The following is a 24,340-nucleotide window of genomic DNA, read 5'->3' as shown; positions in this document are numbered from 1 at the left end:
AAGGCAGCGCAAGCTGCCTTTATTTTGTTTTAATTTCAGCGATAAATTTTAACTGTGTTTACCATACAGCTCAGCTACATTTATCTTCAAAACTTCAAAACTTCAAAACTTCAAAACTTCAAAACTTCAAAACTTCAAAACTTCAAAACTTCAAAACTTCAAAACTTCAAAACTTCAAAACTTCAAAACTTCAAAACTTCAAAACTTCAAAACTTCAAAACTTCAAAACTTCAAAACTTCAAAACTTCAAAACTTCAAAACTTCAAAACTTCAAAACTTCAAAACTTCAAAACTTCAAAACTTCAAAACTTCAAAACTTCAAAACTTCAAAACTTCAAAACTTCAAAACTTCAAAACTTCAAAACTTCAAAACTTCAAAACTTCAAAACTTCAAAACTTCAAAACTTCAAAACTTCAAAACTTCAAAACTTCAAAACTTCAAAACTTCAAAACTTCAAAACTTCAAAACTTCAAAACTTCAAAACTTCAAAACTTCAAAACTTCAAAACTTCAAAACTTCAAAACTTCAAAACTTCAAAACTTCAAAACTTCAAAACTTCAAAACTTCAAAACTTCAAAACTTCAAAACTTCAAAACTTCAAAACTTCAAAACTTCAAAACTTTATTTACGGATACAAATTTTTCGATAAAGCATAAACAGTGTTAATTTTTAGTGTAAAGCGTGTGCACGATTAAAATCCAAGCTTTAATTTCTCGGTGAAACAAACTTCCCATCTTGAATATCAGATAAGGTTTTATCTGCGAGGTCTTCTAAACTCTCGATTGATTTACCTTCACCGGCAAGTAAATTTTCAAGTCCTGCTAAGTCGATTTTCGCGCCGCCAGACTCTTGTGCGATTAATCCCCAAATATAGGCATTCTTATAATTTTTTTGTTTGTAGAATAAGTTAACTAAGGTGGTAAAAATTTCTTGGTTAATTGGTTTATCACCTTTATAGAGTTCTAATGAACGATAAAGTAGGGTAATGGTTTTATCAAGATCAAATTTAATGTAATAAGTGGCGAGCAAAAATTGTAACTCAGAGGTTTGCATGCTTGGCTGGTTTTCTTGTTGTAGTAATTGTTCTAAGGCTTGCTCAGAACCGTTTCGAGACCAGTGATAATATAGCAGCTGCGGTAACTGTGAATTGACAGTTTCTTGGGAAAGGCGTTTTATTTCTTTAAGGCTGGTGAGGTAGCCATTCATGCGAGAGGTTTTTTTGTCTTTTAATTTTATATGCTCAATGCCAGACGCTAAGTGAATGCATTTTGAGTATTTTTCAAAGCCATTGAGCAACGTAAATTTATTTACATCAGTTGGTTGTTGTTTTTCATAGTAGCGGGCCACAATCACATCTGAACGCTCAAAATTACAATGGCCATCCGTGTTGAGATCCTCGCACATCAGTGGTGATTGCTCGCAGACTTCTCGCACACTTATTTGGCTATCACAGCCTACTAACAATAAAGTACTTAAAAAAAGCAGGTACGCTAGCTTCATTGATTTTCCTTAAAAAACTTTACATTTGTCAGTCTAGACCAAGCTAATCGATCCTAACAGTAGAGAAATAAGCAATATTAAATTAGAATAGGCTCGCCCAATTAGGGCTATCCGTTCAAAATTTGTTTATTAGGCAGAAAAAATGACCTTATCTCACGAGCAAAACTATCAAAAAAGTTGGCAGGAACGCCAAGATTACGCAGAAAGTATGCAACCTATTATTGGTAAGTTATATCGCAATGCCGGTATTGAGATCGCCATTTATGGCCGTCCATTGGTAAGCGCAAGTACTATCGATATCATCAAAGCACATAAAACTGTGGCACAATTTGAAGAAAGTAAACTACGCCTGCGTGAAAGTTATCCATTCTTAGAAGCTATCAGCAAGATGCAATTGGCTTCTGCCCGTATAGATTTAGGTAAATTAGCTTATGGTTTTATTTATAAAAATGCGGGTGAAGGCCGTAGCATTGAAGAATATTTAAACGATGAACTAGCTGAAATCATCAATAAAGATGATCAATCAAAACCTCGTGACGTAGTGCTATACGGTTTCGGTCGTATTGGTCGTCTATTGGCTCGTTTATTAATTGAACGAGGCGGTTCTCACGCTGACCTTCGTTTACGTGCCATTGTTGTTCGTGGTGGTAAAGACGGTGATCTAGAAAAACGTGCGAGTTTATTACGACGTGATTCAATCCATGGTCCGTTTAATGGTTCAATTACTGTTGACCATGAGCGTAATGCAATTAAAGCTAACGGTGCCTACATTCAAGTGATTTATGCCAACTCTCCAGCAGAAATCGACTACACAGCTTATGGCATTGATGACGCATTAATTGTTGATAATACTGGTATTTGGAGCGATGAAGCTGGTTTAAGTCAGCATCTTCAATCAAAGGGTGCTGCAAAAGTATTGTTAACCGCTCCTGCTAAAGGCGATATTAAAAATATCGTATATGGCGTCAATAACGGCACTATTGGTAAAGAAGATAAAATTGTTTCAGCAGCAAGCTGTACGACAAATGCTATTACGCCAGTATTAAAAGCAATCAACGATAAATATGGCATTGCTAATGGTCATGTTGAGACCGTGCATTCTTATACCAATGACCAAAATTTAATTGATAACTACCACAAATCTGAGCGACGTGGTCGTAGTGCTGCGCTAAATATGGTGATCACCTCAACAGGTGCGGCTAAAGCAGTTGCTAAAGCATTACCAGAGTTAGCGGGTAAATTAACAGGTAACGCTATTCGCGTACCAACCCCAAATGTATCAATGGCAATCATTAATTTGAATTTAAATAGCAGCACTAATCGTGAAGAATTAAACCAATTCTTACGTGATACTGCGCTTTATTCAGATTTACGTGACCAAATTGATTATACAGCTTCAACCGAAATCGTTTCTTCTGATTTAGTTGGAAGTCGCTATGCGGGTGTGGTTGATTCACAAGCAACAATTGTTGAAGACAACCGTGCAATTTTATACGTATGGTATGACAACGAGTTTGGTTATAGCTGCCAAGTTGTGCGCGTAATGCGTGACATGGCTGAAGTTATTCACCCAAGCCTGCCACGTTAATTCGTGTATTAAATTAAAAAACCAGCCTAGTGCTGGTTTTTTATTTCTTTTAGCTAAAGACAGTTTATACCGCACTTGCAAGTATGATAGTCTTGGCAACATTGTGCTAAAAAGGTTAAATAAATGAAAATTTCTAGTCAATTCGACTCTGGTAATATCATAGTTAACGCAATTGAAAATCCAATGGATATTCAATTGGCAATTAACAAAGATAATAATTCTGATTTTTTTCAATGGTTTCATTTTCGTTTAGAGTCTACTCGTGGTGTAAAACATCAACTTCATATTGGCGGCCTTTTGCAATCGGCTTATCCTGATGGCTGGGAAAATTACCAAGCCGTTGCGTCGTATGACCGCCAAACATGGTTACGTTTACCAACTCAATATAAAGATGGCGTATTAACCATTGAGTGTGAGTTAGAGTGCGATCATGTTTACATCGCATATTTTGCACCTTATAGCTATGAGCGCCACTTAGATTTAATTGCCTGGGCACAATGTCAAGAAAGCTGTGATGCTGAAGTCTTAGGCCAAACGATTGATCAACGTGATATGACATTATTACGTATTGGTGAGCCATCGCCAGAGAAAAAGAACATTTGGGTGATTGCACGTCAACATCCAGGCGAAACAATGGCAGAATGGTTTGTTGAAGGTTTACTTCATAAGTTATTAGATGATGAAGACGCACATGCCGCTGCATTGTTAAATAAAGCGGTATTTTATGTCGTGCCGAATATGAATCCGGATGGTTCAGTACGTGGCCATTTACGCACAAACGCAGCAGGTCGTAACTTAAATCGTGAATGGCAAACGCCATGTGAAACAAACAGCCCAGAAGTATTTTATGTTCGTCAAAAAATGCTCGAAGTGGGTTTAGACATGTGTTTAGACATTCATGGTGATGAAGCACTTCCGTATAACTTTGTGGCTGGTTGTGAAGGGATCCCAAGTTATGATGAACGTCATAAAGACTTAGAAGACAGTTTTAAAGCGGCTTTATTAACAATTACACCTGAATTTCAAGATGTGTTTGGTTATGAAAAAGATGAGCCAGGTCAAGCAAATATGACCGTTGCATCAGCATGGATTGGTGAGCAATTTAAAACCCTAGCTTATACCGTTGAAATGCCATTTAAAGATAATATCAACTTACCTGATCCAGACTACGGTTGGTCAGATCGTCGCTCATATTCATTTGGCCAAGATACCTTAGCAGCCATTTTAAATGTGGTCGATAAACTGTAATCGTTAAAAAAACAAAATAATAATAAGAGGAAGTTCACGTGCAAGAGTTTGGAAATTTTTTAGACAACCTTGATGGTTTGTTAGGGGGAGCTTTTTGGTTCCCGTATGTGTTATTAGGGGTAGGTTTATTTTTTACTATCTATCTTAAGTTCCCACAAGTTCGTTATTTTCGCCATGCCATCCGTATTGTAACGGGTAAATATGAGAAAAAAGGTTCTGAGGGTGATACCACGCATTTCCAAGCGCTTGCTACAGCGCTTTCTGGCACCGTCGGGACCGGTAATATCGGTGGGGTAGCGCTTGCAATTTCTATCGGTGGTCCTGCGGCGTTATTTTGGATGTGGATGACTGCTTTTTTTGGTATGACAACCAAATTTGTTGAAGTAACTTTATCTCACAAATACCGAGTTAAAACCGAAGATGGCACTATGGCGGGGGGTCCAATGTACTACATGGATCGTCGCTTAAACATGAAATGGCTAGCAATTTTATTTGCTATCGCAACCGTAATTAGCTCATTTGGTACCGGCAGCTTGCCACAAATTAATAACATTGCCCAAGGTATGGAAGCGACGTTTGGTTTTGCTCCAATGGCCACAGGCGCTGTATTATCTGTTTTACTTGCGTTAGTTATTCTTGGTGGAATTAAACGTATTGCTGCGATCACGTCACGTGTTGTGCCGCTTATGGCTGCTATTTATATCATCGGTGCTCTAGGTGTTATTTTCTACAATATCGAAAACATTGGTCCTTCATTTGCGTCTATTTTCACCAATGCGTTTTCAGGTTCTGCTGCCGCAGGTGGTTTCTTAGGGGCATCATTTGCCTATGCATTTAATAAAGGTGTTAACCGCGGTTTATTTTCAAATGAAGCGGGTCAAGGTTCTGCACCGATTGCCCATGCATCAGCAAAAGCAGACGAACCTGTATCAGAAGGTATGGTCTCTATTTTAGAACCATTTATTGATACCATTATTATTTGTACGTTAACCGGTTTGGTTATTTTGTCATCGGGTGCTTGGACTGAAAAATTCGAAACTCAATTCGAGCGTTCAAGTATGAGTTTCCTAAAAGGCCAATACTCAGAAACTAATGAAACCGATAGAGCTGCGTTATACAGCTACCTTAATGGTGAAAAAAATAATGTTGAGCTTTATACCGGCCATATTAATGTGATTGAAGGTAAAGCAGTCAATAACGACTTTACCGTAATTCATTCGCGCTCAGTAGGCGAAGACATTCGTTTTGGTTTAACGGCTCGCCATGTGTTTACCGGGACTGTTGAAGTGGTAAACGGTGAAATTGAAGACACTGCTATTATGGTAAAAGGAAAGTCTTTAGTTCATTCTGCAGAGCTTACCACCATTGCATTTACCCGAGGTTTCTTTGGTGATAATGGCAAATACATTGTTTCTATTGGTTTATTATTGTTTGCGTTTTCAACTGCAATCGCTTGGTCTTATTACGGTGATCGTGCAATGACTTATTTGCTAGGTAGCCGTTCGGTCATGCCGTATCGGGTATTTTATGTGGCAGGTTTCTTTTGGGCCTCGTTTGCAGATACAACCTTAGTCTGGAAATTAGCCGCAGTTGCGATTGTGGTGATGACACTTCCAAACTTATTAGGGATCTTAATCCTTCATAAAGAAATGAAACAGTCAGTGGATGACTATTGGATTAAGTTTAAAAAAGACAAGGACGAGGAAAAAGAGTAGAATATGCGGCGTCCATCAGGACGCCTTTTTTATTCGAGTCCTTGGCGCAATCGCTAAGTAGTATTTAGGAGCGAGTATGGCAAGAATTGATTGTCCAAACTGCGGTAAACCTGCATCAAGTAAGCATGAACAATGTCCTCATTGTGACTGTAAGTTACAAGGATTGACAGAATATGATCGTCTGGCTTTAACCAATCAAATCTACAATCAAAAAAAGCAAAAATTGATGAATCAATCATTTTTAGCTCTGATTTTGTTTCTGGGTGGTTTTTTGTATTTGTATTCCAGATCACCAGCAACAGGCACTCCAGAATTAATGGCTTGTAAATTAGCTATTGGCGCAGGGTTTGTCTGGTATCTGATTAATCGCATTCGTATCGTTTTTTTGAAAAAGAAATAAATTCATGAACATAGAACATTTGGTTAATAATATTACTCCGCAATTGTATGAGCGCTTACAATATGGTGCAGCAACAGGTAAATGGCCTGATGGCACGGTATTAGAACCTGCGCAGCGTGAACAAACCATTCAGTTAGTCATGCTCTATCAAGCAAAAGTTGAAAAATCCCAGCAACAATTTACCGTCGGTGCTGATGGCCACATCGTACAGAAATCAAAGCAAGAGTTAAAAAGCGAATTTGCCAATAACAATGACATAGCAAGGTTTAGTCAAAATGATATTTAAAACCCTTTTTACGCCAAAGTGGAAACACCCGAAATTAGCCACGCGCTTAAATGCGGTTGAACAACTTGATTCCTCGCAAAGTAAAGATCTGCAAATTTTAAATCAACTCGCGTTTTCGGATGAATCAGTTGAAGTACGTCGTAAAGCCCTGACCAAACTTAATGATATTAAAATTTGGTGGCAAGCGTTTAAAGAAGAACAAGAGCATTCAATAAAAGAAATGGCTGAAAAACAAGTCATGAATGCGGTATTAAACCAAAATGATTCATTACCAGCACAATGTCGTACAGACTACATAGATCGTTGTGGTCGCCCACAAGTACTTGAAAAGCTAGCTTTAACAGATAGCGATTTGGCATTGCGCTTAAAATTATTAAAGCGTTTGGCCAAAGCAAACTTAATCGAAACAGCCTTTAACGAGGCCGATGAAGCATTTCAGTTGCAGCTAATGGATTTAATTGAGCAATATTCGCTATTGCGCACCGTTAAAAATAAGGCACAAGGCCACGCGGCTGCAGTAATTGCAGATAAATTAGAGGCTCAAAAACTAGCCAAAGAAATGCCACCTAAGGTAGAAAAAGAAGTTCAGCTTATTTTGGCCAAACTCAATGCATTACGTGAAAAGAATGATTATTTAGCAGTAAAAGCCGATGCAATTGCACTTTATGATGCATGGAATAATCTTGAACTGCAGTGGTTAGCAACAGAGCAAAAAGAAACCTTTAAAGAAAAATTTCGTTTACTTGAAACAAAACTAGAGCAAAAAATTGCATCACTTGCCGCAGCCTATGAGCAAGAACAGCAACGTATTGAGCAAGCAAACGAAATTAAAGCGCAGCAAGCAGCCCTTAATGATGCGCTCGCTCAGCTTGAAGCCAAGATTGAAACAGCGATGGCCGATTTGTCACACCAACAGTTAGAGCAGTTGCAGCAAATGCAACGTAACTGTGATGCGTTGTTAAAAATCACGCCGAATGTAGCTGCTGATGTGCAACAACGCTATCAAGGTTTTGCGAAGAAAGTAGCGTTATTACCGGAGGTTATTTCTGCTGTTGCGGCAATTAATCAGCAATTAAATGCTTATTCAGCGTTAGTTGTACCTACTGATCAAGCAAGTCTTGAGACTGTGCAGCAAGCGTTTAGCCAATGGCAAAACGACACTAAACAGTCAATTAATGCTTTACCAAAAGAGTTGGTAGCAAATTACCGTAAACCATTTAATGCACTTGTTAAACAATGGCAAGAGCAGGTTGCGCCGATAAGCCAAGAATTAGTGCAGCTTCAAACTCAGTGCCATAAAAAATTAAAAGATTTAAAACGCTTAATAAACCAAGGTCGTTTTAATGTCGCTTTTGGTGTCTTTAAAGGGATGGATCAACTTTATCAAGGGTTAACTCCGTCGTATCAAGAGACGTTGCAAAAAGAGTATCAGCAGGTTGAAGAGCAATTAGCAAACGCAAAAGATTGGCAACAATATGTTGGTGAACCAAAGCGTGAAGCACTGATTGAAGAGCTAAAAGAATTTGTACAAACCCAATGTACAGATCCAAAAGCCCGTGCTGAGCAAGTTAAAAAATTTCGCAGCCAATGGAATGAATTAGGCAAAACAATTTCAGAGCAAGATAAACAAAATGGTGAGATTTTTAACCAGTTGGTTGAAGCCGCATTTGTTCCTTGCCGTGAGTATTTTGCTGAGCAAGAAGCGATACGTGCGCAAAATATTATTGAGCGTGAAGCAATCATCAGCAAAATGCAGGCGCTGCACAGTCAGCTAGAAAGTACAGAATTTGACTTAAAAGCGGTTGAAAGCGAATTTAATAAGTTAACTAAAGCATGGCGCAGTGCTGGCAGTGTAGAAACAAAAGCTTTTAAACCATTGCTTGAAAGTTACAAAGTTGCTGAACGTCCAATTACGACAGCGATCCGTACTATGCACCGCACCCATGCAGAACAAAAAGCTGAGCTAGTTGCACAAGCTAAATTATTAGTTGAAAGCGATGATGTTTTCTCTGCAGCTAATGAAATTAAAGAGCTGCAAAAGAAATGGAAAACCATTGGTTTTGCAGGTAACAAACAAGAGCCTGAGTTATGGCAGCGTTTTAGAGCTTATAACGATGAGTTATTTGCCAAACGAGATACTTATAAATCAGAGCAAGACGAACGTAATGTTGCCTTAACAGCACAGTGGTTAAACGAACTTGCCCAGTTACGTGAAGCGTTTAATGAGATTTCGCAAAACAAATCTCAGTTAGTTGAATTACAACAACAACTAGCAACATTTACGGCGCAAGTTGGCTCAGATGCAAAAAAAGTACAAGAAGGGATCACCACGCTTAATCAATTAATAGAAAATGCGATTAGCACGATTAATTCTAAGCAAGTGAGTGAGAACTACCATGCTTTATTTGCAGCATTAGAGCAAAATGAAGCACCACAAGAGCGCTGGATTAAAAAGGTCAGCACACATTTAACTCGTGAGCAGTTATTGGTGCGTATCGAGATTTTATCTCAGGTGCCAAGCGCAACAACAAACGAAACATTGCGCATGAGCGAGCAAGTGGCAATGCTTAATGAGCGTATGTCGGGTCAAGAGTTAGACCGAGATCAGCTGCTCCTTTTATGGGTTAACCAAGGTGAGCTCACCGACGCCCATCGTGAGCAGCTCACAGTGTTAAAGCAGCTTTATACTGCTTAAACATTCAAAAAATAAAAAGCCAGGTTATGCCTGGTTTTTTATTGCCAAAAATCTGAGTGTTTAACTTCTTTGTGCTTGCTAAGGCCTTACCTTAAAGATTTTTATCTTGTTTTGATTGTGTGGTTATTGATGCAACCAGTAATAAAATACCACTGACTGCGGTAATCATCATTACCAAATACTCAATCGGCGGGGCTTCAAAATGAAACAACCGATTCATAAAAGGTAAAAACAGCGCTAATGCGAGCATGAGCAAAGCACACAGTACAACCCACCACAAAGCTCGATTGGGCAGTTTTAGCGTGTGATACAAAGATAAAGACCACGAACGATTAATAAAAATCAACCAAATATCACCTATAATCATGGCACTAAAGGTCAAAGCCCGAGCTTGTTCAGCAGGCAATTTCACCCATTGGGCTAATAGATAAACCGCAAGCAAAATCAGCAGTAATATTACTCCTTGCTGTAATCCTCGCATTAAGAGCTTTTTATCAAATATTTTGGCATTAGCAAGACGTGGCGAGCGCTGCATTACATTTGATTCCTCTTGCTCGGCTTCAAAGACCACAGAGCAGGTTGGATCAACCATAAGCTCAAAAAACACAATATGAACTGGCAGTAAAATAAGTGGCCAGCCCATCATGACTGGCAACATCGACATGCCAGCAATGGGAATGTGCGCTGCAATGACAAATACCACGGCTTTACGAATATTATCAACAATACGCCGGCCTAACCGAATAGCTGCAACCAGCGCGCTAAAATCATCATTAAGCAATACCAACGCTGCAGATTCTCGTGCCACATCAGTACCGCGACCTCCCATTGCAATACCAATGTGCGCGGCCTTTAAAGCTGGGGCATCGTTAACGCCATCGCCTGTCATGGCAACGATTTCTTTGCCATGTTTTAGTGCCATCACCAAGCGTAATTTTTGCTCAGGTTGCACTCGACAATACACATTTACTTGCTGTAAGCGTTTTAATAACTGTGCTTCATTTAAATCATCGATTTGAGAGCCTGTGAGCACCCCATTTTGAACATCAAGGCCACATTGGGCCGCAATGCTAAGTGCGGTGGCAGGGTAATCACCCGTGATCATCACCACTCGAATACCAGCTGTTAAACACTCTGTAATGGCTGCTTTTGCTGTTGGGCGCAGCGGGTCGGCTAAGGCAATCAGGCCAATAAATTGAAAATCAAAATCATGCTGCAACTTGGGTAAATCGGGTTTTTTAAAGCGTGCTTTTGCAATCGCCAGCACCCTTAAACCTTGCTCAGCGGCGCGATTAACATAAGAGTTAATGTGATAAGTTTGTTGATCCGACAGATGGCATAAATCAATAATGGCTTCAGGGGCTCCTTTTGCGGCAATAACAAAATCTGCGCTATCGGGTGATTGCCATACGCGCGACATAGCCAATAATTCAGGCGTCAGTGGGTAATCTTCAATTAAAGTCCAAGTATTGTGTAGGTGCTCTGAACCTGCAAGTACATCAAGCCCTACGTGCAAAATAGCTTTTTCCATTGCATCAAATGGATCGCGATGGCTCGAAAGCATCGAAAACTCGAGGGTTTCATGAAATTTTTCAGCAAAAGTGTCAGCGGTATTATTATGATTTTCAGCAGTTAAGGGGTTAAAATTATGGACTTCGTGATTGGCAATAATTTGCGCCAGTGCCATCTTGTTTTGAGTAAGCGTGCCAGTTTTATCAACGCACAACACTGTGGCTGCGCCTAACATTTCGATTGCAGAAATCTGTCGGGTAAGTACTTTTTTCTTAGCAATACGCCAAGCGCCAAGACCCAGAAAAATAGTTAAAATCAATGGTAATTCAGCAGGCAGCAGTGACATGGCCATAGTTAGGCCAGCCAAAATACCATTTAACCAGTCATCACGGGTGAAGCCGTACCAAAGCGCCAAAATAATCACTAAAATAATGCTCCAAAGTGCCACCACTTTGACGGCATGCGACGTCTCTTTTTGTAAATGACTGCTTTCACTTTTGAGCGAATATAAGGCTTTTCCGATGCGGCCAAGAGCGGTTTTTTCACCTGTTGCCAGCACTCGAGCTTTACCACTTCCTTGCACGACTAAAGTTCCTGAATAAACACAAGGCGTATCGTCACCACCGGGTTGTACCATTTCACTCATTGCTTCGTGACTGGCGCTTTTTCTAACCGATACCGACTCACCGGTTAATAAAGATTCATCAATCGTCATATTTTGGCTTGCAACTAATACTGCATCGGCCGGTACACGGTCGCCTTCTGCCAAAAACAGTAAATCGCCATTGACAACATCTTGGCCTGCAATACGCACTTGCTGATCATCACGAAGCACCAACGCCCGTGGGCTCGATAAGTCGCGCAGAGCTTCAAGCGCCCGTTCACTTTTACGTTCTTGCACAAAACTCATTGCCATGATGATGACCACTGAGCCGAGCAAAATATACGCATCTTCATTGCTGCCAAGCAGTAAATAAATACTGCCGCAGGCAATGAGCAATATAAACATGGGCTCACTTAAAATAGTCCAGGCGATTGCGAGCAATGAGCGTGGTTTTGCGCTGGGTAAGGTATTTAATCCGTCTTCTTTAAGTCGATTTTTGGCGGCAGAACTACTGAGGCCTTTGAGTAAATCGGCATTGTCGGATATATATTTCCTATAAAAAACAACTCATTGGGAGTCGTTAATATCTAGACTATTTTGTAGTGGTTGGCTGTGCGCTAACGTACTTAATTAAGTCATTGGCTAAGATTTGTTTGGTGGGTCAGCGCACCGACATAACAACAATATCAATGAATAATTAACCTGAAAGCTGGGTGGTAAATCTATTTTAGGCAGCTTTTTCAACGTTAACTGCGTTGGATTAACGTGCAATAGGGCGGCTATTGACACGTTAAGCGGCCTTCTTATCTTTGAAACTATCTGGCTAGAGACACATAACTAAGTAATCGACATTTAATTCAATATCTTAGTAATTCTTTTATCCAGGACTCAGGCGGATCAATCATCTTTATTCGCTTACTAACTATTTAAGCAGCCATAACATAGGAGTTAACCATGAAAACATTTTTAGCCATTGTTTTATCTCTTGCCTGTATCGCGCATCCTGTTAGCGCAGAAGATTCAAAACGAGACTGTGAGAGAAATACACGTTCAAAAGGCAACATGATGTATCAAAACGGCGTGATGGATAACCAGCGTATGATGAAAATGAAAGAGATGTCTGCGTTGATGACACAAATTGTACAAGAAGATAATTTAGAAAAACGCGAAAGCCTGATGGCTGAGCATATGAATAAAATGCAAGAAAATATGAAAATGATGGGGGCGACGATGCAAAGAAACGCCGATGACGATAACCAACAAGCAATGCCAATCGATGAACGCATTACCATAATGGAAGGGAGGATGAACATGATGCAAAAGTTTATCGATCAACTGGTCAGTCACAACGCGCAGCGAGAAATGCAGCTAAACCAAGCTCATTAACGCGCAAGATGATCCCAGATTACAAAAAATTCGCTTACACGATCCTTAATGTGCTTGCGCTTTATACCCTGTTGAGATGGCCAAAAAAGGGCATCTATAAATTTAAACTTGTTGCAAAGCGGTATGCAGCGTTTTTGGATATGTCATTAAGCTTTTGGCATTATCTATCACTCAACGAAGTTGAATCTAATGTTAAAAATTACCCGTTCTATTTTTACACTCGTGATGGTCACGATATTGCCTTTTGGTGCCGTAACGCAACTTCAGGCGACAGAAATGACAAATCGTGATTGGTGGCCTCAAAAGCTCAATTTGCAATCACTACGTCAAAATGCAGCACAATCTAACCCTATGGGTAGCACTTTTAATTATGCTAACGAATTTAATACGTTAGATCTTAATGCTATAAAAGCCGATATCAAAGACCTACTAACACAATCACAACCTTGGTGGCCCGCAGATTATGGTCATTATGGTCCGTTTTTTATTCGTATGGCATGGCACAGTGCGGGCACTTATCGAGTTGCTGATGGTCGCGGCGGTGCTGGTGGAGGGCAGCAGCGTTTTGAACCGCTTAACAGCTGGCCTGATAACGTAAGTCTCGATAAGGCACGGCGCTTACTTTGGCCTATCAAAAAGAAATATGGGCGTAAAATTTCATGGGCAGATTTAATTGTTTTAACTGGTAATGTCTCGCTAGAGTCAATGGGATTTAAAACCTTAGGTTTTGCTGGAGGCCGTAAAGATGATTGGGAGCCAGATTATGTGTATTGGGGGCCAGAATCAAAATTTTTAGCTGATGAGCGTTACACTCAAGAACGAACATTAGCAAATCCTCTTGCTGCCGTACAAATGTGGCTCATTTATGTAAATCCAGAAGGCCCTAATGGTAATCCAGATCCACTTGCAGCAGCCATCGACATTCGCGAAACCTTTGCTCGAATGGCTATGAACGATGAGGAGACGGTCGCCCTAATTGCGGGTGGTCACACCTTTGGTAAAGCACATGGAGCTCATAAACCTGCAAAATGTTTAGGGCCAGAGCCGGCCGCAGCTGACATCGAACAACAAGGCTTAGGTTGGAAAAACACATGTGGTAAAGGTAATGCTGAAGATACAATCACCAGTGGTATCGAAGGCGCTTGGTCAAGCAGCCCTACAGCTTGGACCCAGCAATATTTAATTAATCTATTTGCTTTTGAGTGGGAAAAAACCAACAGCCCAGCAGGCGCAATTCAATGGATCCCCATTAATAAACAAGCTCAAAAACAAGTGCCAGATGTGCATATTGCCGGTATGCGCCATGCTCCAATTATGTTTACTACTGACCTTGCGCTTAAACAAGATCCGATTTATCGGCCAATTGCGCTGCGCTTTAAAGAGAACCCACAAGAGTTTGAGCTCGCGTTTGCACATGCGTGGTTTAAGTTAACCCATCGTGATATGGGGCCTAAAGCTCGTTATGTGGGCAGTGATATACCCAAGCAAGATTGGCTTTGGCAAGATCCCATTCCAGCACTTAATCACAAGTTAATTAATAGTAAAGACATCAATAAACTAAAAACCCAAATCCTTAAATCTGATATTACAGGGTCACAACTTATTAGTACTGCTTGGGCAGCGGCATCAAGTTTTCGCGGGAGTGATTTACGTGGAGGTGTTAATGGCGCTCGAATTCGCCTTGAACCGCAAAAAAATTGGCCAGTAAACAATCCTACTGAATTAAGTTCTGTACTTGCGCGGTTAGAAAAATTACAGCAGCAATTTAATCAAGCACAATCAGGCAATAAGCAAGTTTCTTTGGCTGATTTAATTGTACTTGGTGGCGCTACAGCCATTGAACAAGCCGCTAAAAAATCTGGCCAAAATATAAGCGTTCCGTTTACACCAGGGCGAATGGATGCCACGCAGCAGCAAACCGACATTGAAAGTTTTAACCAACTTAAGCTCACCGCAGATGGCTTTCGCAATTATTATAGTAATGACAATGTAAAATCGCCGATTGAGCTACTCATTGACCGCGCTAACTTATTAACGCTGACAGTGCCCGAAATGACAGTCCTTGTTGGAGGAATGCGAGCGTTAAGCGTGCATAGCGACCCATTAGGTCATGGAGTTTTTACCTTGCAACCTGGAGTCTTAAGTAATGATTTTTTTGTTAACTTACTCGATATGACAACCGTATGGACAAAATCAAGCCAAACTGAAGGTGTTTATGAGGGGCGAGACCGTCAAACGAATTAGTTAAAATGGACCGCAACGCCAGTCGATTTAGTGTTTGGATCTAATTCAGAACTGCGAGCTGTTGCCGAAGTGTATGCTGCAGATGATGCAAACAAGCAGTTCACCGATGACTTTATAGCCACGTGGATAAAAGTGATGAATCTCGACCGCTTTAATCTCTAAAAATAACAAGCCCATATGATAAATAGCTGCTGACATAAGTGAGTTAAGTGTAGTTTTGCTCACATAGTACGACAACGGTTTTTAAATTAGCACTGTTGGCATCAACGTGAGCTTTGGTATTGGTGTAGGTGCAAGCCTGCTTGCGAAGGCGAGCGCAGCTCGGCAGTTTTTGTGTCGGGCTTTAACTCGACGCTTATTGCATTGTGATTTTTTACCACCAAGTACTTTTTTACCACAGAATACACCGAAGCTTCGCTCACCGAGAAAAGCTAAGTGATTACAGCCAACTAATTAATAGCTTTTTCTTTACTCTGTGTTTCTCTTAACCTCAGTGGCTAACCTTCTTTTTCACCAAAGAAAGCTCAGCGGTTAAAAGACTTTCACCACAGAGCGCTGCGCTACACCGAGCTTTTGATTGTTAATATCCGTGTTTGTTTGGAGATTTTACCGTAGGTGCATGCCTGCTTGCGAAGTCGAGCGCAGTTCGGCCGCTGTTGTAGGTCGGGCTTTAGCCCGACAGCTATTTAACAGCATTACTCGTTTTCACATCAACAATTGCTTTTAAATTGAAAACCGCTTTTTAAATTAACATTGTTGTCGCACTGGCGACAGCAGCCAAGTGGAGGCTATCGCCGGTCTCCCCTTGGAACCCCTCGACGCCCCAGATTTTCAAAAAATAGGCAAACTGATCTTCAAAAATACATTTGATGTGAACCATAAACGCCATGAAGCGGCTCGCTACTCCATCCCTGTACGCTACCCAGTTCGGCCATCCAAGGCCTCTCGTTCAAAGCAATGCTTTTCACCCATGCCTTAGCATGGCTTGCTCGACTTCCTGTCGCGCATTATTCATCAAATCTATTTTTTCAGGTTTGATTTAAGGGGGAATTGTTGGCATCGGCGTGAGCTTTGATATTTTTGTAGGTGCAAGCCTGCTTGCGAAGTCGAGCGCAGTTCGGCCGCTGTTGTAGGTCGGGCTTTAGCCCGACAGCTTTTTAAAAACCGTTTTCAAATCAATAACTGCTTTTAAATTAAAAAACCGCTTTTTAAATTGGCATTGTTGTCGCGCGGGCATGGGCAGCCAAAGAGGGGCTGACGCTGATCCCTCTCTGGACACTCTCAGCGCCCCGACATCACGCTTTATCCTGCGAATAATCAATTGATGAAATTTAGGTTGTTTTGTAGCAGCGACTTTATGTCGCGACTTGTTTTGAGTGTAAATTTCCGGTTAGGCTTCAGCCCGACAGTCGTTGCAGAGCATTCGTTGTTGTTAAATCAACATTCGCTCTAATTTACAAAAAATTGCTTTTCAAATTAACACCGTTGTCGCACTGGCGACGACAGCCAAAGAGGGGCTGGCGCTGACCCCTCTCTGGACACTCTCAGCGCCCCGACATCACGCTTTATCCTGCAAATAATCGATTGATGTGAACGCCAACGGTGAAGATAGGCCATCCATGGCCAAGCTTCACCTTGTATTTCATCCATGAAATACATGGCTCATCAATCGTTTATTTTTAGGGCGTGATCACGGGGGAAATTGGCATCGGTGTGAGTTTTGATATTTGCGAAGCTGTAGCTTGCTTGTGAAGGCGATCGAAGCTCTGCAAAACACCCAAACTAAATCAAATTAGAGTAGGTGCCTTTGTTATTTGGTCTTCCTAAATGCATGTATATATATACAGTGTTAATGAGTTTCTCGTATAGTCAAGAAAACGAGCAATTGGGTCGTTTTCACCTCAAAGCAATTTTAGCCTTAGAGGCAGAAAGCTTTTTGTAGCAATATGTTATCCAATGTGATAAAGATTCCGGAAGTAGAAACTCGAGACGGTTCACGGCAGAAAAACGACCCAATCGCTCGATATTAAATTGTTAGGCATCACGGAGGATCCATATGCATCTTGCACAATTGAATATAGCCAAAGCTAAATACTCTTTAGAGGCTCCTGAAATTAAAGAATTCGTTGATAATTTAGAACCTGTTAATAATTTAGCAGAATCAAGCAGTGGATTTATATGGCGCTTGAAGGATGAAGATGGAGATGCAACGAATATCCAAGCGTTTTCTGACCCTAATATTATCGTAAATATGTCAGTTTGGGATTCAGTAGATGCTCTGAAAAACTTTATGTTCAGAACTCATCATAGAGATTTCCTGCGTCGCAAAAAAGAGTGGTTTCATAATATTCCAGAAGATAGTTATGTTTTATGGTGGGTTCCGGTAGGTCATATTCCTACAATTGAAGAAGCTGTAGAAAAACTGGAATATTTACGAAGTAATGGTGATACACCCAATGCATTTTCTTTTAAAAGTAATTTTAGCGTAGCTGAGTATAGAGAATGTAATGCCTAACAAGGCAATTAAGCAGGACTAAAAACAGTTTGCTTGGTTTCGCTTCGCTACACATTTTAGCAAACAATTTTTAGCCCCTTATTGGGGCGTTGAGGCTGTAGAATTACTAATTTGGTCAAGTTTTTAGGTGATTTAAGGGGTCTCAAATGCATTGCTTAGTACGAGATAATCGCTTAGAAAGCGATACAGGAGGTCAAAAAAATGGCCAAATTTATAAAAATAGAAATTCTACAGTCTCGTTATATGCCTGAGGATTAGTTCCCGAAAAATGGATATTGTTTTTAAATTTACCCTATTAGGCATTCTAATATTTTTTGCTGGTTTTCTACTCTTTCAAACTTACATTAAAGAGGGGAAGAAAATTGACATTGAGAATGTTGGCTGGTGGAAATTTAATATGATTCTTAGGGGCTCAGCATTTGTTCTATTTTTTAGTATGCTGTTGTCTATTACAGGGTTAACTATCGCATTTTCCTTTGGTTCTTCATTAATTGAGCACTATTGGAATACTTGGTTTTAAAGGCATATAACAAGCCAATAAAGTGCGGGACTGCTAAAGCTTGGCTCAGTTCCGCTTCGCTACACAGTTTAGCCAAGCATTATCAGCCCCTTATTGGGGCGTTGAGGCTGTAGAATTTCTCTTTTTTAAGAAAAACAGGCTGTTTTCTGGGTTCCAAATGCATTAGTTAATGCCTTAAATGCGCTTAGGGTTGATTACAGGAGCTCGTTTTTTAGTTAAATTTGGCTGTTGGAGTTATTCTACAGTCTCGTTAGTGTCTTCGAGGAATAATTATGGAACAAGATGCTTTAAAAAATCAGGGTGAAGAATTAACTGCCCAAGGGAGTCTTCTTTCTAGAAAAAAAGAAGGAATAGTGTCCTTTGCTGTTGTCACTTTACTAGCACTTATAGTTAGCCTGAGTTCTTTGACGATTGTTTCTTCAAGACAATCATCCCTTGCTAGTGCTGAAGCTGATATGAATACTCTGCAAGAGCAAATTACAGCGTCTATTTTTCTAACACTTGATGCAAATGGGAGTAATGAAGAGAGCGCGGTGAAAGCTATAGAAAAGACAAGTTCAGGTGGTAACATAATTGAGCCGGAAAAAATAGCTAGATTGTATGAGTTGCTTTCTAACAAAATTGACACAACAAAGTCTCAAATCAGCAATGGCTTAACCAACCAAAACTCTTCAGAGAAATATTTTGATCAAACAGCTTATATGTTGGATGCATACCCTTTCAAAGTAATGTCCAGCGATATGTTACTTGGTTTGCTACTTATAAGCTGTGGGATTCTTGGCTCAGTTATGTCAACTATGAGAGATGGTGCAGGACGTGTATCAAAGCCTATAATTCTTGGAGCTTCGGTAGGGTTTGTTGCGTTACTTGGCGTAAAAGGTGGAGCAACAGTATTTATTCTTTCTAGTGCAGGTGCAAACATTCCCTTTAACCCATACAGTACTGCGTTTGCAGGCGTTGTTGCTGGAATGTTTAGTGAAAAATTATATTTGGCGTTATCACACCTTACAGATAAGGCGTTTGGCGATAGAGACACTAACAAATCAAGTAACACGGACGCCAAAGGCGCCGGTTCTTGAGGCGTTATGTACTATGGAGAGAGATGTGAAGACTCGTGATAAAGAAGAGATTTATGAAAAGGGTTTAACTTTGGCACTATCTGGCTACCAGTTGATTGAAGCGTCCCTAAAGTTATATCTTCGAAATTACTTCAACATCGCCAGATACTTGATTTCTGACCAGCTCTATTTCGGATTTGATGGTAAGGATTACGATAATGCGCCACTCGGTAAGCTCGTAAGTGTATTTGCAAAGACTTGTCCCGACAACAATCTAGTTTCTGAATTAAAAGCTGAAATATCTCATCGTAACCACATAGCGCATCAAGCTGCATTAAATTTATATAGAAAAGAGCCTTTACCCAAAGAACAATTCAGCGAATTGTCGGATGAAATTGAAAACCACAGTAGAAACATCACAAGCTTACTCAGTAGGCTAAATGAGATTAATCAACAATTAAAAAGCAGATTTGAGTAGTGATCAAGTCGCACATAACAAGTGTAGCCACCTGACACAAATTGCTCCGCGCTTTTTTGTGTTTTCGCTACGCTCAATTTTACACAAAAAAGCACTCCACAATTCGTGCAGGTGCTACAAGCGTTAGCTACCCATTAATGAACATGGACGTAATATGAAAGTTTTATTTCTCTTATCTATTATTTTCTTTTCTACATACAGCGGTGCTGTTGTGAAGAGGCATGATGTTCCTCCTGAAAATTATGTTCTTGATAAAATACCTGAATACTTAATTGATATGCCCCATGAAGGTCATGGTGTATTAATAAATTCACAATGGGTTTTGACCGTAGCACACACTATTTTTTATGATTATGTTGGTAAAGATCTAGTAGTTGGTTCAAAAGCATATGAAATTGAAAGCGTTCATATACACCCTGATTACAGTGCACCTAATAAAGGTTTACTTAAAGGCGATTTAGCGCCTTTAATGAGATTTTTCAAATCTAGAAGTGATATAGCGTTAATCAAATTAACTTCAACTGTTAGCGGTGTAGAACCAATCAATATATATTCTGGTAAAAGTGAAAAAGACAAAACAATTACTGTTTATGGTAGGGGAGCTACTGGGAACGGATTAACTGGCGAAGATCCTAGTACTAAATCACTTCGTGTGATGAACCAGTTTCAAAATATTATTGAAAGCGCGGAAGGTAACTGGCTAGCATTTAAATTCGACGAACCAGAAAGCGCATTATCACTTGAAGGCATGCATGGTTCAGGAGATAGCGGGGGTGCTTCTGTTATCTTTCAAGAAGGTATTCCTTTTCTTGTAGGCCTATCAAGTTGGCAATTAGGGCATGGCGATATATCTACTTTTAAAGGTGGTTTGTATGGTACTACTGCTTATCAAGTTAGGGTATCAAATTACCATGACTGGATATTAGGTGTATTGGGTAGCTAACAAGCTGTTAAACAAGGACAAAAAACAGTTGGTTTTTGCTCCTTCGTCGCTTATTTTAACCAACTATTTTATTGCCTGTTAACAGGGCGTTGAGGTTGTAGAATTACTCATTTGGTCAAGTTTTTAGGTGATTTAAGGGGTCTCAAATGTATTGCTTAGTACGAGATAGTCGCTTAGAAAGCGATACAGGAGGTCAAAAAAATGGCCAAATTTATAAAAATAGAAATTCTACAGTCTCGTTAGGCGAGGTTGTAGAGTACGCCAATTAACAAGAGGCAATGATTGATGCTAGAAATATTAAATGCGTTAGTGAGCCCAGCTCTAGCAACGGCAGTGGCGTATATTGCATATCAACAGTGGAAAACTAATGACAGAAGAGAAAAGCGAGAGGCAAGGGCAACGAAGATTGCGATATATAAAAGTGTCAAAAAGCATTTAAATTATATAGATGTTTTGCGCTCTATCGATAAATCGCTTCACGATGATTTTCAACAAGCAGCTGCTGAAGCAGAGTTTATTTTCCCTGAAGAAATCACAGAGTGTTTAGATAAAATCGATGTTTACTCATTACAGTGGTTATCGAACAAGGAATGCCAGGATAGCGCAACGGACCAGTCGAATAGAGAAACATTGATAAATCTTGAAAAAGAAATGGAGAAATACATTGACGATCTTCAGAATATTCATTGCAATATATTCGTCATTTTTAAAAAATATATAGATTGATCGCCTAACAAGTGCATGCAAAGGACGGCAAACTCCGCGGCACAAATTGCAATTGGCTATGCCAATTTTAACGCAATTTGCACCACTCCGTTTGCCGCCTTTGACGCAGGCGTTAGTGCGTCAAGCGAAGCTTGATGCATCTTGCAGGGTGCAAGTCCCTGTCGGGTAAGGTTTAACTCACCACCCGTATCGAGTGTTGCGCCTATGGCGGAGCTGTTTTTTTTCAGCGAACAAGATAGGTGAAGCGTACACAGAGAATTAAGTAGGCCACAGGGGATCCGTGTCCCTGAAGTGCTGAGATCGCTCCGATAAATACAGTCTGACTGACGAGGTTTGTAACGCCACTGAAGTCCAAGCAAAGCAACCGTAATGAGTGAGGTTGTGGCGAGTCAGCGGAGTTATTAAGCCGTGGCATGTTTTAAAGAGATGCATCAGGAACTTGAGAGAGCCAAAGGTGTTCCGCAAGGACGCGGTAGGGAAGCTAAGTCAAAAGCAAGGCCAACGATGACCCTTTGGCAGTCAGACCAGTTCGTAGTAGTTTGAGACGGGAAAGCCGATCACATGGCGAAGGGGCTGGCAGTTATATCACGTGTTTAGCAGACACATAGGCCGGACAATGTAGGGCTGGACTCACTATGATAACCGAACTAAACGCGATCACATTTAAATCACAGCGCCACCCCAAACACAGGTTTCAGAACTTATACGGATTACTAAGGGAAGATTTCCTGTATCAAAGTTGGGGTCAGCTCAATAAACAAGCAGCCGCTGGTATTGATGGCATCACCATGCCTGCTTATCAGCAGCAACTTGTTGGCAACATTACTCGACTGAGCGATGCCCTGAAGCATAAGCGCTTTCGAGCCAATGACATCAAACGTGTCTTTATTCCCAAAGCAAATGGCAAACAGAGACCGCTGGGCTTGCCCACGGTGGATGATAAATTGGTGCAACAAGGCGTGAGCCAGATATTGCAAAGTATCTGGGAAGCGGATTTTCTGCCCAATAGCTATGGCTACCGACCGAATAAAAGCGCCCATCAAGCGGTGCACAGTTTAGCGTTGAATCTTCAGTTTAAAGGATACGGTTACATTGTGGAGGCTGACATTAAAGGCTTCTTCAACAACCTTGATCACAACTGGCTGATGAAGATGCTCAAACAACGCATTGATGACAAAGCCATGCTGAGTTTAATCAGCCAATGGCTTAAAGCCCGCATAAAATCACCTGAAGGGGTATTTGAATACCCGAAAAGCGGTACGCCGCAAGGGGGGATCATTAGCCCGGTACTGGCGAACATCTACCTGCATTACGCACTCGACTTATGGTTTGAAAAGAAAGTAAAACCCCGAATGCGTGGCCGCGCGATGCTCATCCGGTACGCCGATGATTTTGTGTGTGCGTTCCAGTACGCCAACGATGCTGAGCGATTTTACGAGGTGCTGCCAAAACGACTTAAGAAATTCAATTTAGAAGTGGCAGAGGAGAAAACCTCACTGCTACGATTTAGTCGATTTCACCCGAGTCGAAAACGGCAATTTGTGTTTCTTGGTTTTGCCTTTTACTGGGCAAAAGATGCACAGGGAAAACCTCGACTCAGGCGGCGAACAGGGGCGGAAAAGCACCGCGCCAGCATGAGCGAGTTTTACCAATACATCAAAGTCAAGCGGTCAAACAAGCTCAACACTTGGATGCCGCAACTGAAACGCAAACTGATGGGATACCGAAATTACTTTGGCCTGCCAGACAACAGCTGCAGCCTTGATAGATTGTACAGTTATGTGTTGCACAGTTTATACAAATGGCTGAATAGGCGCAGTGGCAGACGCAGTTACAATTGGAGTAATTTCAAGAAGATGCTAATGTATTATGCAATTGAGCGACCAAGAGTGAGTAAGCGATTTATTCACGTAGATTGGTACTAGGAGCGTGTTGATTTACACGCGTGAATATATAACTGAAGAGCCGGATGCGGTAATTCCGCACGTCCGGAACTGTGTGGGGTCGGCCCAGTAATGGGTCGCTCTACCACGATTATACCTCTATGAGTTAATTTCTTCGACAGTCTAATAAAAACATAAATAGGGAAATAAAATGAAGATTGGTCAATGTGTTTACTTCGTCTGCCTACTATTACTTTCCGTTGATAGTTTAGCGGTAGTTGTTCGCCATGATGTTCAAGCCAGTAACTATGAATTAGAAAAAACACCATCGTTTTTCGTTGATATGCCAAATGGCGGACACGGTGCTTTGATAGCACCTAATTGGGTTGTGACGGTAGCGCACCTTTTACCACCAAATATTCTTGATAAAACACTACAAATCGGCGAATACGAAGTTGAAGTTGAAAAGGTAATTATCCATCCAGGCATAACGGATATTCCGGAACACATGCTGAGTGGGGATGCTGCTGAATTAATGACTTTTATGATGACTGCGCACGACATTGCTTTAGTCAAGTTAAGCTCTAATCTACCAGAGAGTGCCACTATTGAAATATATTCTGAAAACAAGGAACTCAATCAAGTAATAACAGGCTATGGCCGAGGGACAACGGGCAATGGTATAACCGGTTCTGTTCAAGGAACTCAGGGAAAATTCAGGCACCTGCAAAATAGAATTGAAGAAGCGCATACTAATTGGTTATCAATCACTTTTGACTCAGGTGAAAAAGCCCTTGAGCTTGAAGGGATTGACGGTTCAGGTGATAGCGGCGGCCCTTTGATTATGGCCTCTGAAGGAAAAAACTATTTAGTTGCCTTGTTTAGCTGGGACTATATTGAGGGCAATTTAGAAGAGTTTGTCGCTGGGCATTACGGCAAAAAGTCTTATCAGGTCAGAATTTCTGCTTATAGTGACTGGATCAGAAAAACCATGACCGAGAACTAAATAACGGTATATAACAAGAGACTATGGCGTCA

At 40.7% G+C, this 24,340-nt stretch carries 19 protein-coding genes and 1 pseudogene; 18 read left to right on the top strand and 2 right to left on the bottom strand.

The window, feature by feature from the left end; genetic code table 11:
- Positions 1-54: 54 nt before the first annotated feature.
- On the top strand, positions 55-657 hold the full coding sequence (locus PTUN_RS11305; RefSeq protein ID WP_096035252.1) for a hypothetical protein: 603 nt from the start codon (positions 55-57) through the stop codon (positions 655-657).
- 49 nt (positions 658-706) lie between these two features.
- Here the strand turns inward: PTUN_RS11305 and PTUN_RS11300 are convergent, their stop codons facing one another.
- Positions 707-1,501: a DUF2989 domain-containing protein gene (locus PTUN_RS11300; RefSeq protein ID WP_009840440.1), complete on the bottom strand. Its 795-nt coding sequence runs from the start codon at positions 1,499-1,501 to the stop codon at positions 707-709.
- A 142-nt stretch (positions 1,502-1,643) separates the two neighbouring features.
- Here PTUN_RS11300 and PTUN_RS11295 point away from each other — a divergent pair, with 142 nt between their 5' ends.
- The 6 genes from PTUN_RS11295 to PTUN_RS11270 all read left to right on the top strand — a co-directional run bounded on the left by PTUN_RS11295 (position 1,644) and on the right by PTUN_RS11270 (position 9,433).
- The gene (locus PTUN_RS11295) at positions 1,644-3,089 is read left to right on the top strand and encodes a glyceraldehyde-3-phosphate dehydrogenase (protein WP_009840439.1); all 1,446 of its coding nucleotides are present in this window, start codon (positions 1,644-1,646) and stop codon (positions 3,087-3,089) included.
- 123 nt (positions 3,090-3,212) lie between these two features.
- Positions 3,213-4,337, top strand: a complete 1,125-nt coding sequence (locus PTUN_RS11290) for a M14 family metallopeptidase (protein WP_009840438.1) — start codon at positions 3,213-3,215, stop codon at positions 4,335-4,337.
- A 38-nt stretch (positions 4,338-4,375) separates the two neighbouring features.
- Positions 4,376-6,052 (top strand): alanine/glycine:cation symporter family protein, encoded by a 1,677-nt coding sequence (locus PTUN_RS11285; RefSeq protein WP_009840437.1) that lies wholly within the window; start codon positions 4,376-4,378, stop codon positions 6,050-6,052.
- A gap of 76 nt (positions 6,053-6,128) precedes the next feature.
- Positions 6,129-6,452: a hypothetical protein gene (locus PTUN_RS11280; protein WP_009840436.1), complete on the top strand. Its 324-nt coding sequence runs from the start codon at positions 6,129-6,131 to the stop codon at positions 6,450-6,452.
- Between the two features lie 4 nt (positions 6,453-6,456).
- A complete protein-coding gene (locus PTUN_RS11275) occupies positions 6,457-6,738 on the top strand; it encodes a YeaC family protein (protein WP_009840435.1) in 282 nt (93 codons plus the stop codon).
- The gene (locus PTUN_RS11270; RefSeq protein ID WP_009840434.1) at positions 6,728-9,433 is read left to right on the top strand and encodes a DUF349 domain-containing protein; all 2,706 of its coding nucleotides are present in this window, start codon (positions 6,728-6,730) and stop codon (positions 9,431-9,433) included. The genes PTUN_RS11275 and PTUN_RS11270 overlap by 11 nt, the downstream gene beginning before the upstream one ends.
- Before the next feature lie 91 nt (positions 9,434-9,524).
- Here PTUN_RS11270 and PTUN_RS11265 read toward each other — a convergent pair whose 3' ends face one another.
- Complete coding sequence (locus PTUN_RS11265; protein ID WP_050760055.1) at positions 9,525-12,095, bottom strand: cation-translocating P-type ATPase; 2,571 nt, start codon at positions 12,093-12,095, stop codon at positions 9,525-9,527.
- 408 nt (positions 12,096-12,503) lie between these two features.
- Here PTUN_RS11265 and PTUN_RS11260 point away from each other — a divergent pair, with 408 nt between their 5' ends.
- From PTUN_RS11260 to PTUN_RS11215, 11 genes and pseudogenes are all read left to right on the top strand, one after another.
- A complete protein-coding gene (locus tag PTUN_RS11260; protein ID WP_009840432.1) occupies positions 12,504-12,935 on the top strand; it encodes a hypothetical protein in 432 nt (143 codons plus the stop codon).
- Positions 12,936-13,160: 225 nt separating this feature from the next.
- Positions 13,161-15,341, top strand: a pseudogene (gene katG / locus PTUN_RS11255) (catalase/peroxidase HPI).
- Between the two features lie 1,894 nt (positions 15,342-17,235).
- Positions 17,236-17,694 carry a DUF3291 domain-containing protein gene (locus PTUN_RS11250; RefSeq protein ID WP_009840424.1) on the top strand — a complete coding sequence of 153 codons (459 nt, stop codon included), beginning with the start codon at positions 17,236-17,238 and terminating at the stop codon, positions 17,692-17,694.
- 268 nt (positions 17,695-17,962) lie between these two features.
- A complete protein-coding gene (locus tag PTUN_RS11245) occupies positions 17,963-18,214 on the top strand; it encodes a hypothetical protein (RefSeq protein WP_009840423.1) in 252 nt (83 codons plus the stop codon).
- 272 nt (positions 18,215-18,486) lie between these two features.
- Positions 18,487-19,293 carry a hypothetical protein gene (locus tag PTUN_RS11240; protein WP_009840422.1) on the top strand — a complete coding sequence of 269 codons (807 nt, stop codon included), beginning with the start codon at positions 18,487-18,489 and terminating at the stop codon, positions 19,291-19,293.
- A 25-nt stretch (positions 19,294-19,318) separates the two neighbouring features.
- Entirely contained in the window at positions 19,319-19,750 is a 432-nt protein-coding gene (locus tag PTUN_RS11235; protein ID WP_157579398.1) for a hypothetical protein, read from the top strand.
- A 154-nt stretch (positions 19,751-19,904) separates the two neighbouring features.
- Positions 19,905-20,693 carry a trypsin-like serine protease gene (locus PTUN_RS11230; protein ID WP_009840420.1) on the top strand — a complete coding sequence of 263 codons (789 nt, stop codon included), beginning with the start codon at positions 19,905-19,907 and terminating at the stop codon, positions 20,691-20,693.
- Positions 20,694-20,839: 146 nt separating this feature from the next.
- On the top strand, positions 20,840-20,962 hold the full coding sequence (locus tag PTUN_RS22450; RefSeq protein WP_269725741.1) for a hypothetical protein: 123 nt from the start codon (positions 20,840-20,842) through the stop codon (positions 20,960-20,962).
- 16 nt (positions 20,963-20,978) lie between these two features.
- A complete protein-coding gene (locus PTUN_RS11225) occupies positions 20,979-21,419 on the top strand; it encodes a hypothetical protein (protein ID WP_009840419.1) in 441 nt (146 codons plus the stop codon).
- 635 nt (positions 21,420-22,054) lie between these two features.
- Entirely contained in the window at positions 22,055-23,344 is a 1,290-nt protein-coding gene (ltrA, locus tag PTUN_RS11220) for a group II intron reverse transcriptase/maturase (protein WP_009840417.1), read from the top strand.
- Between the two features lie 169 nt (positions 23,345-23,513).
- Positions 23,514-24,308 (top strand): trypsin-like serine protease, encoded by a 795-nt coding sequence (locus PTUN_RS11215; protein ID WP_009840416.1) that lies wholly within the window; start codon positions 23,514-23,516, stop codon positions 24,306-24,308.
- Positions 24,309-24,340: the final 32 nt, after the last annotated feature.

This window comes from Pseudoalteromonas tunicata, from assembly GCF_002310815.1.
GTDB classification, from domain to species: domain Bacteria; phylum Pseudomonadota; class Gammaproteobacteria; order Enterobacterales; family Alteromonadaceae; genus Pseudoalteromonas; species Pseudoalteromonas tunicata.
The sequence above is the reverse complement of the archived record's forward strand: the minus strand, read 5'-3'. Positions and strand labels throughout refer to the sequence as shown.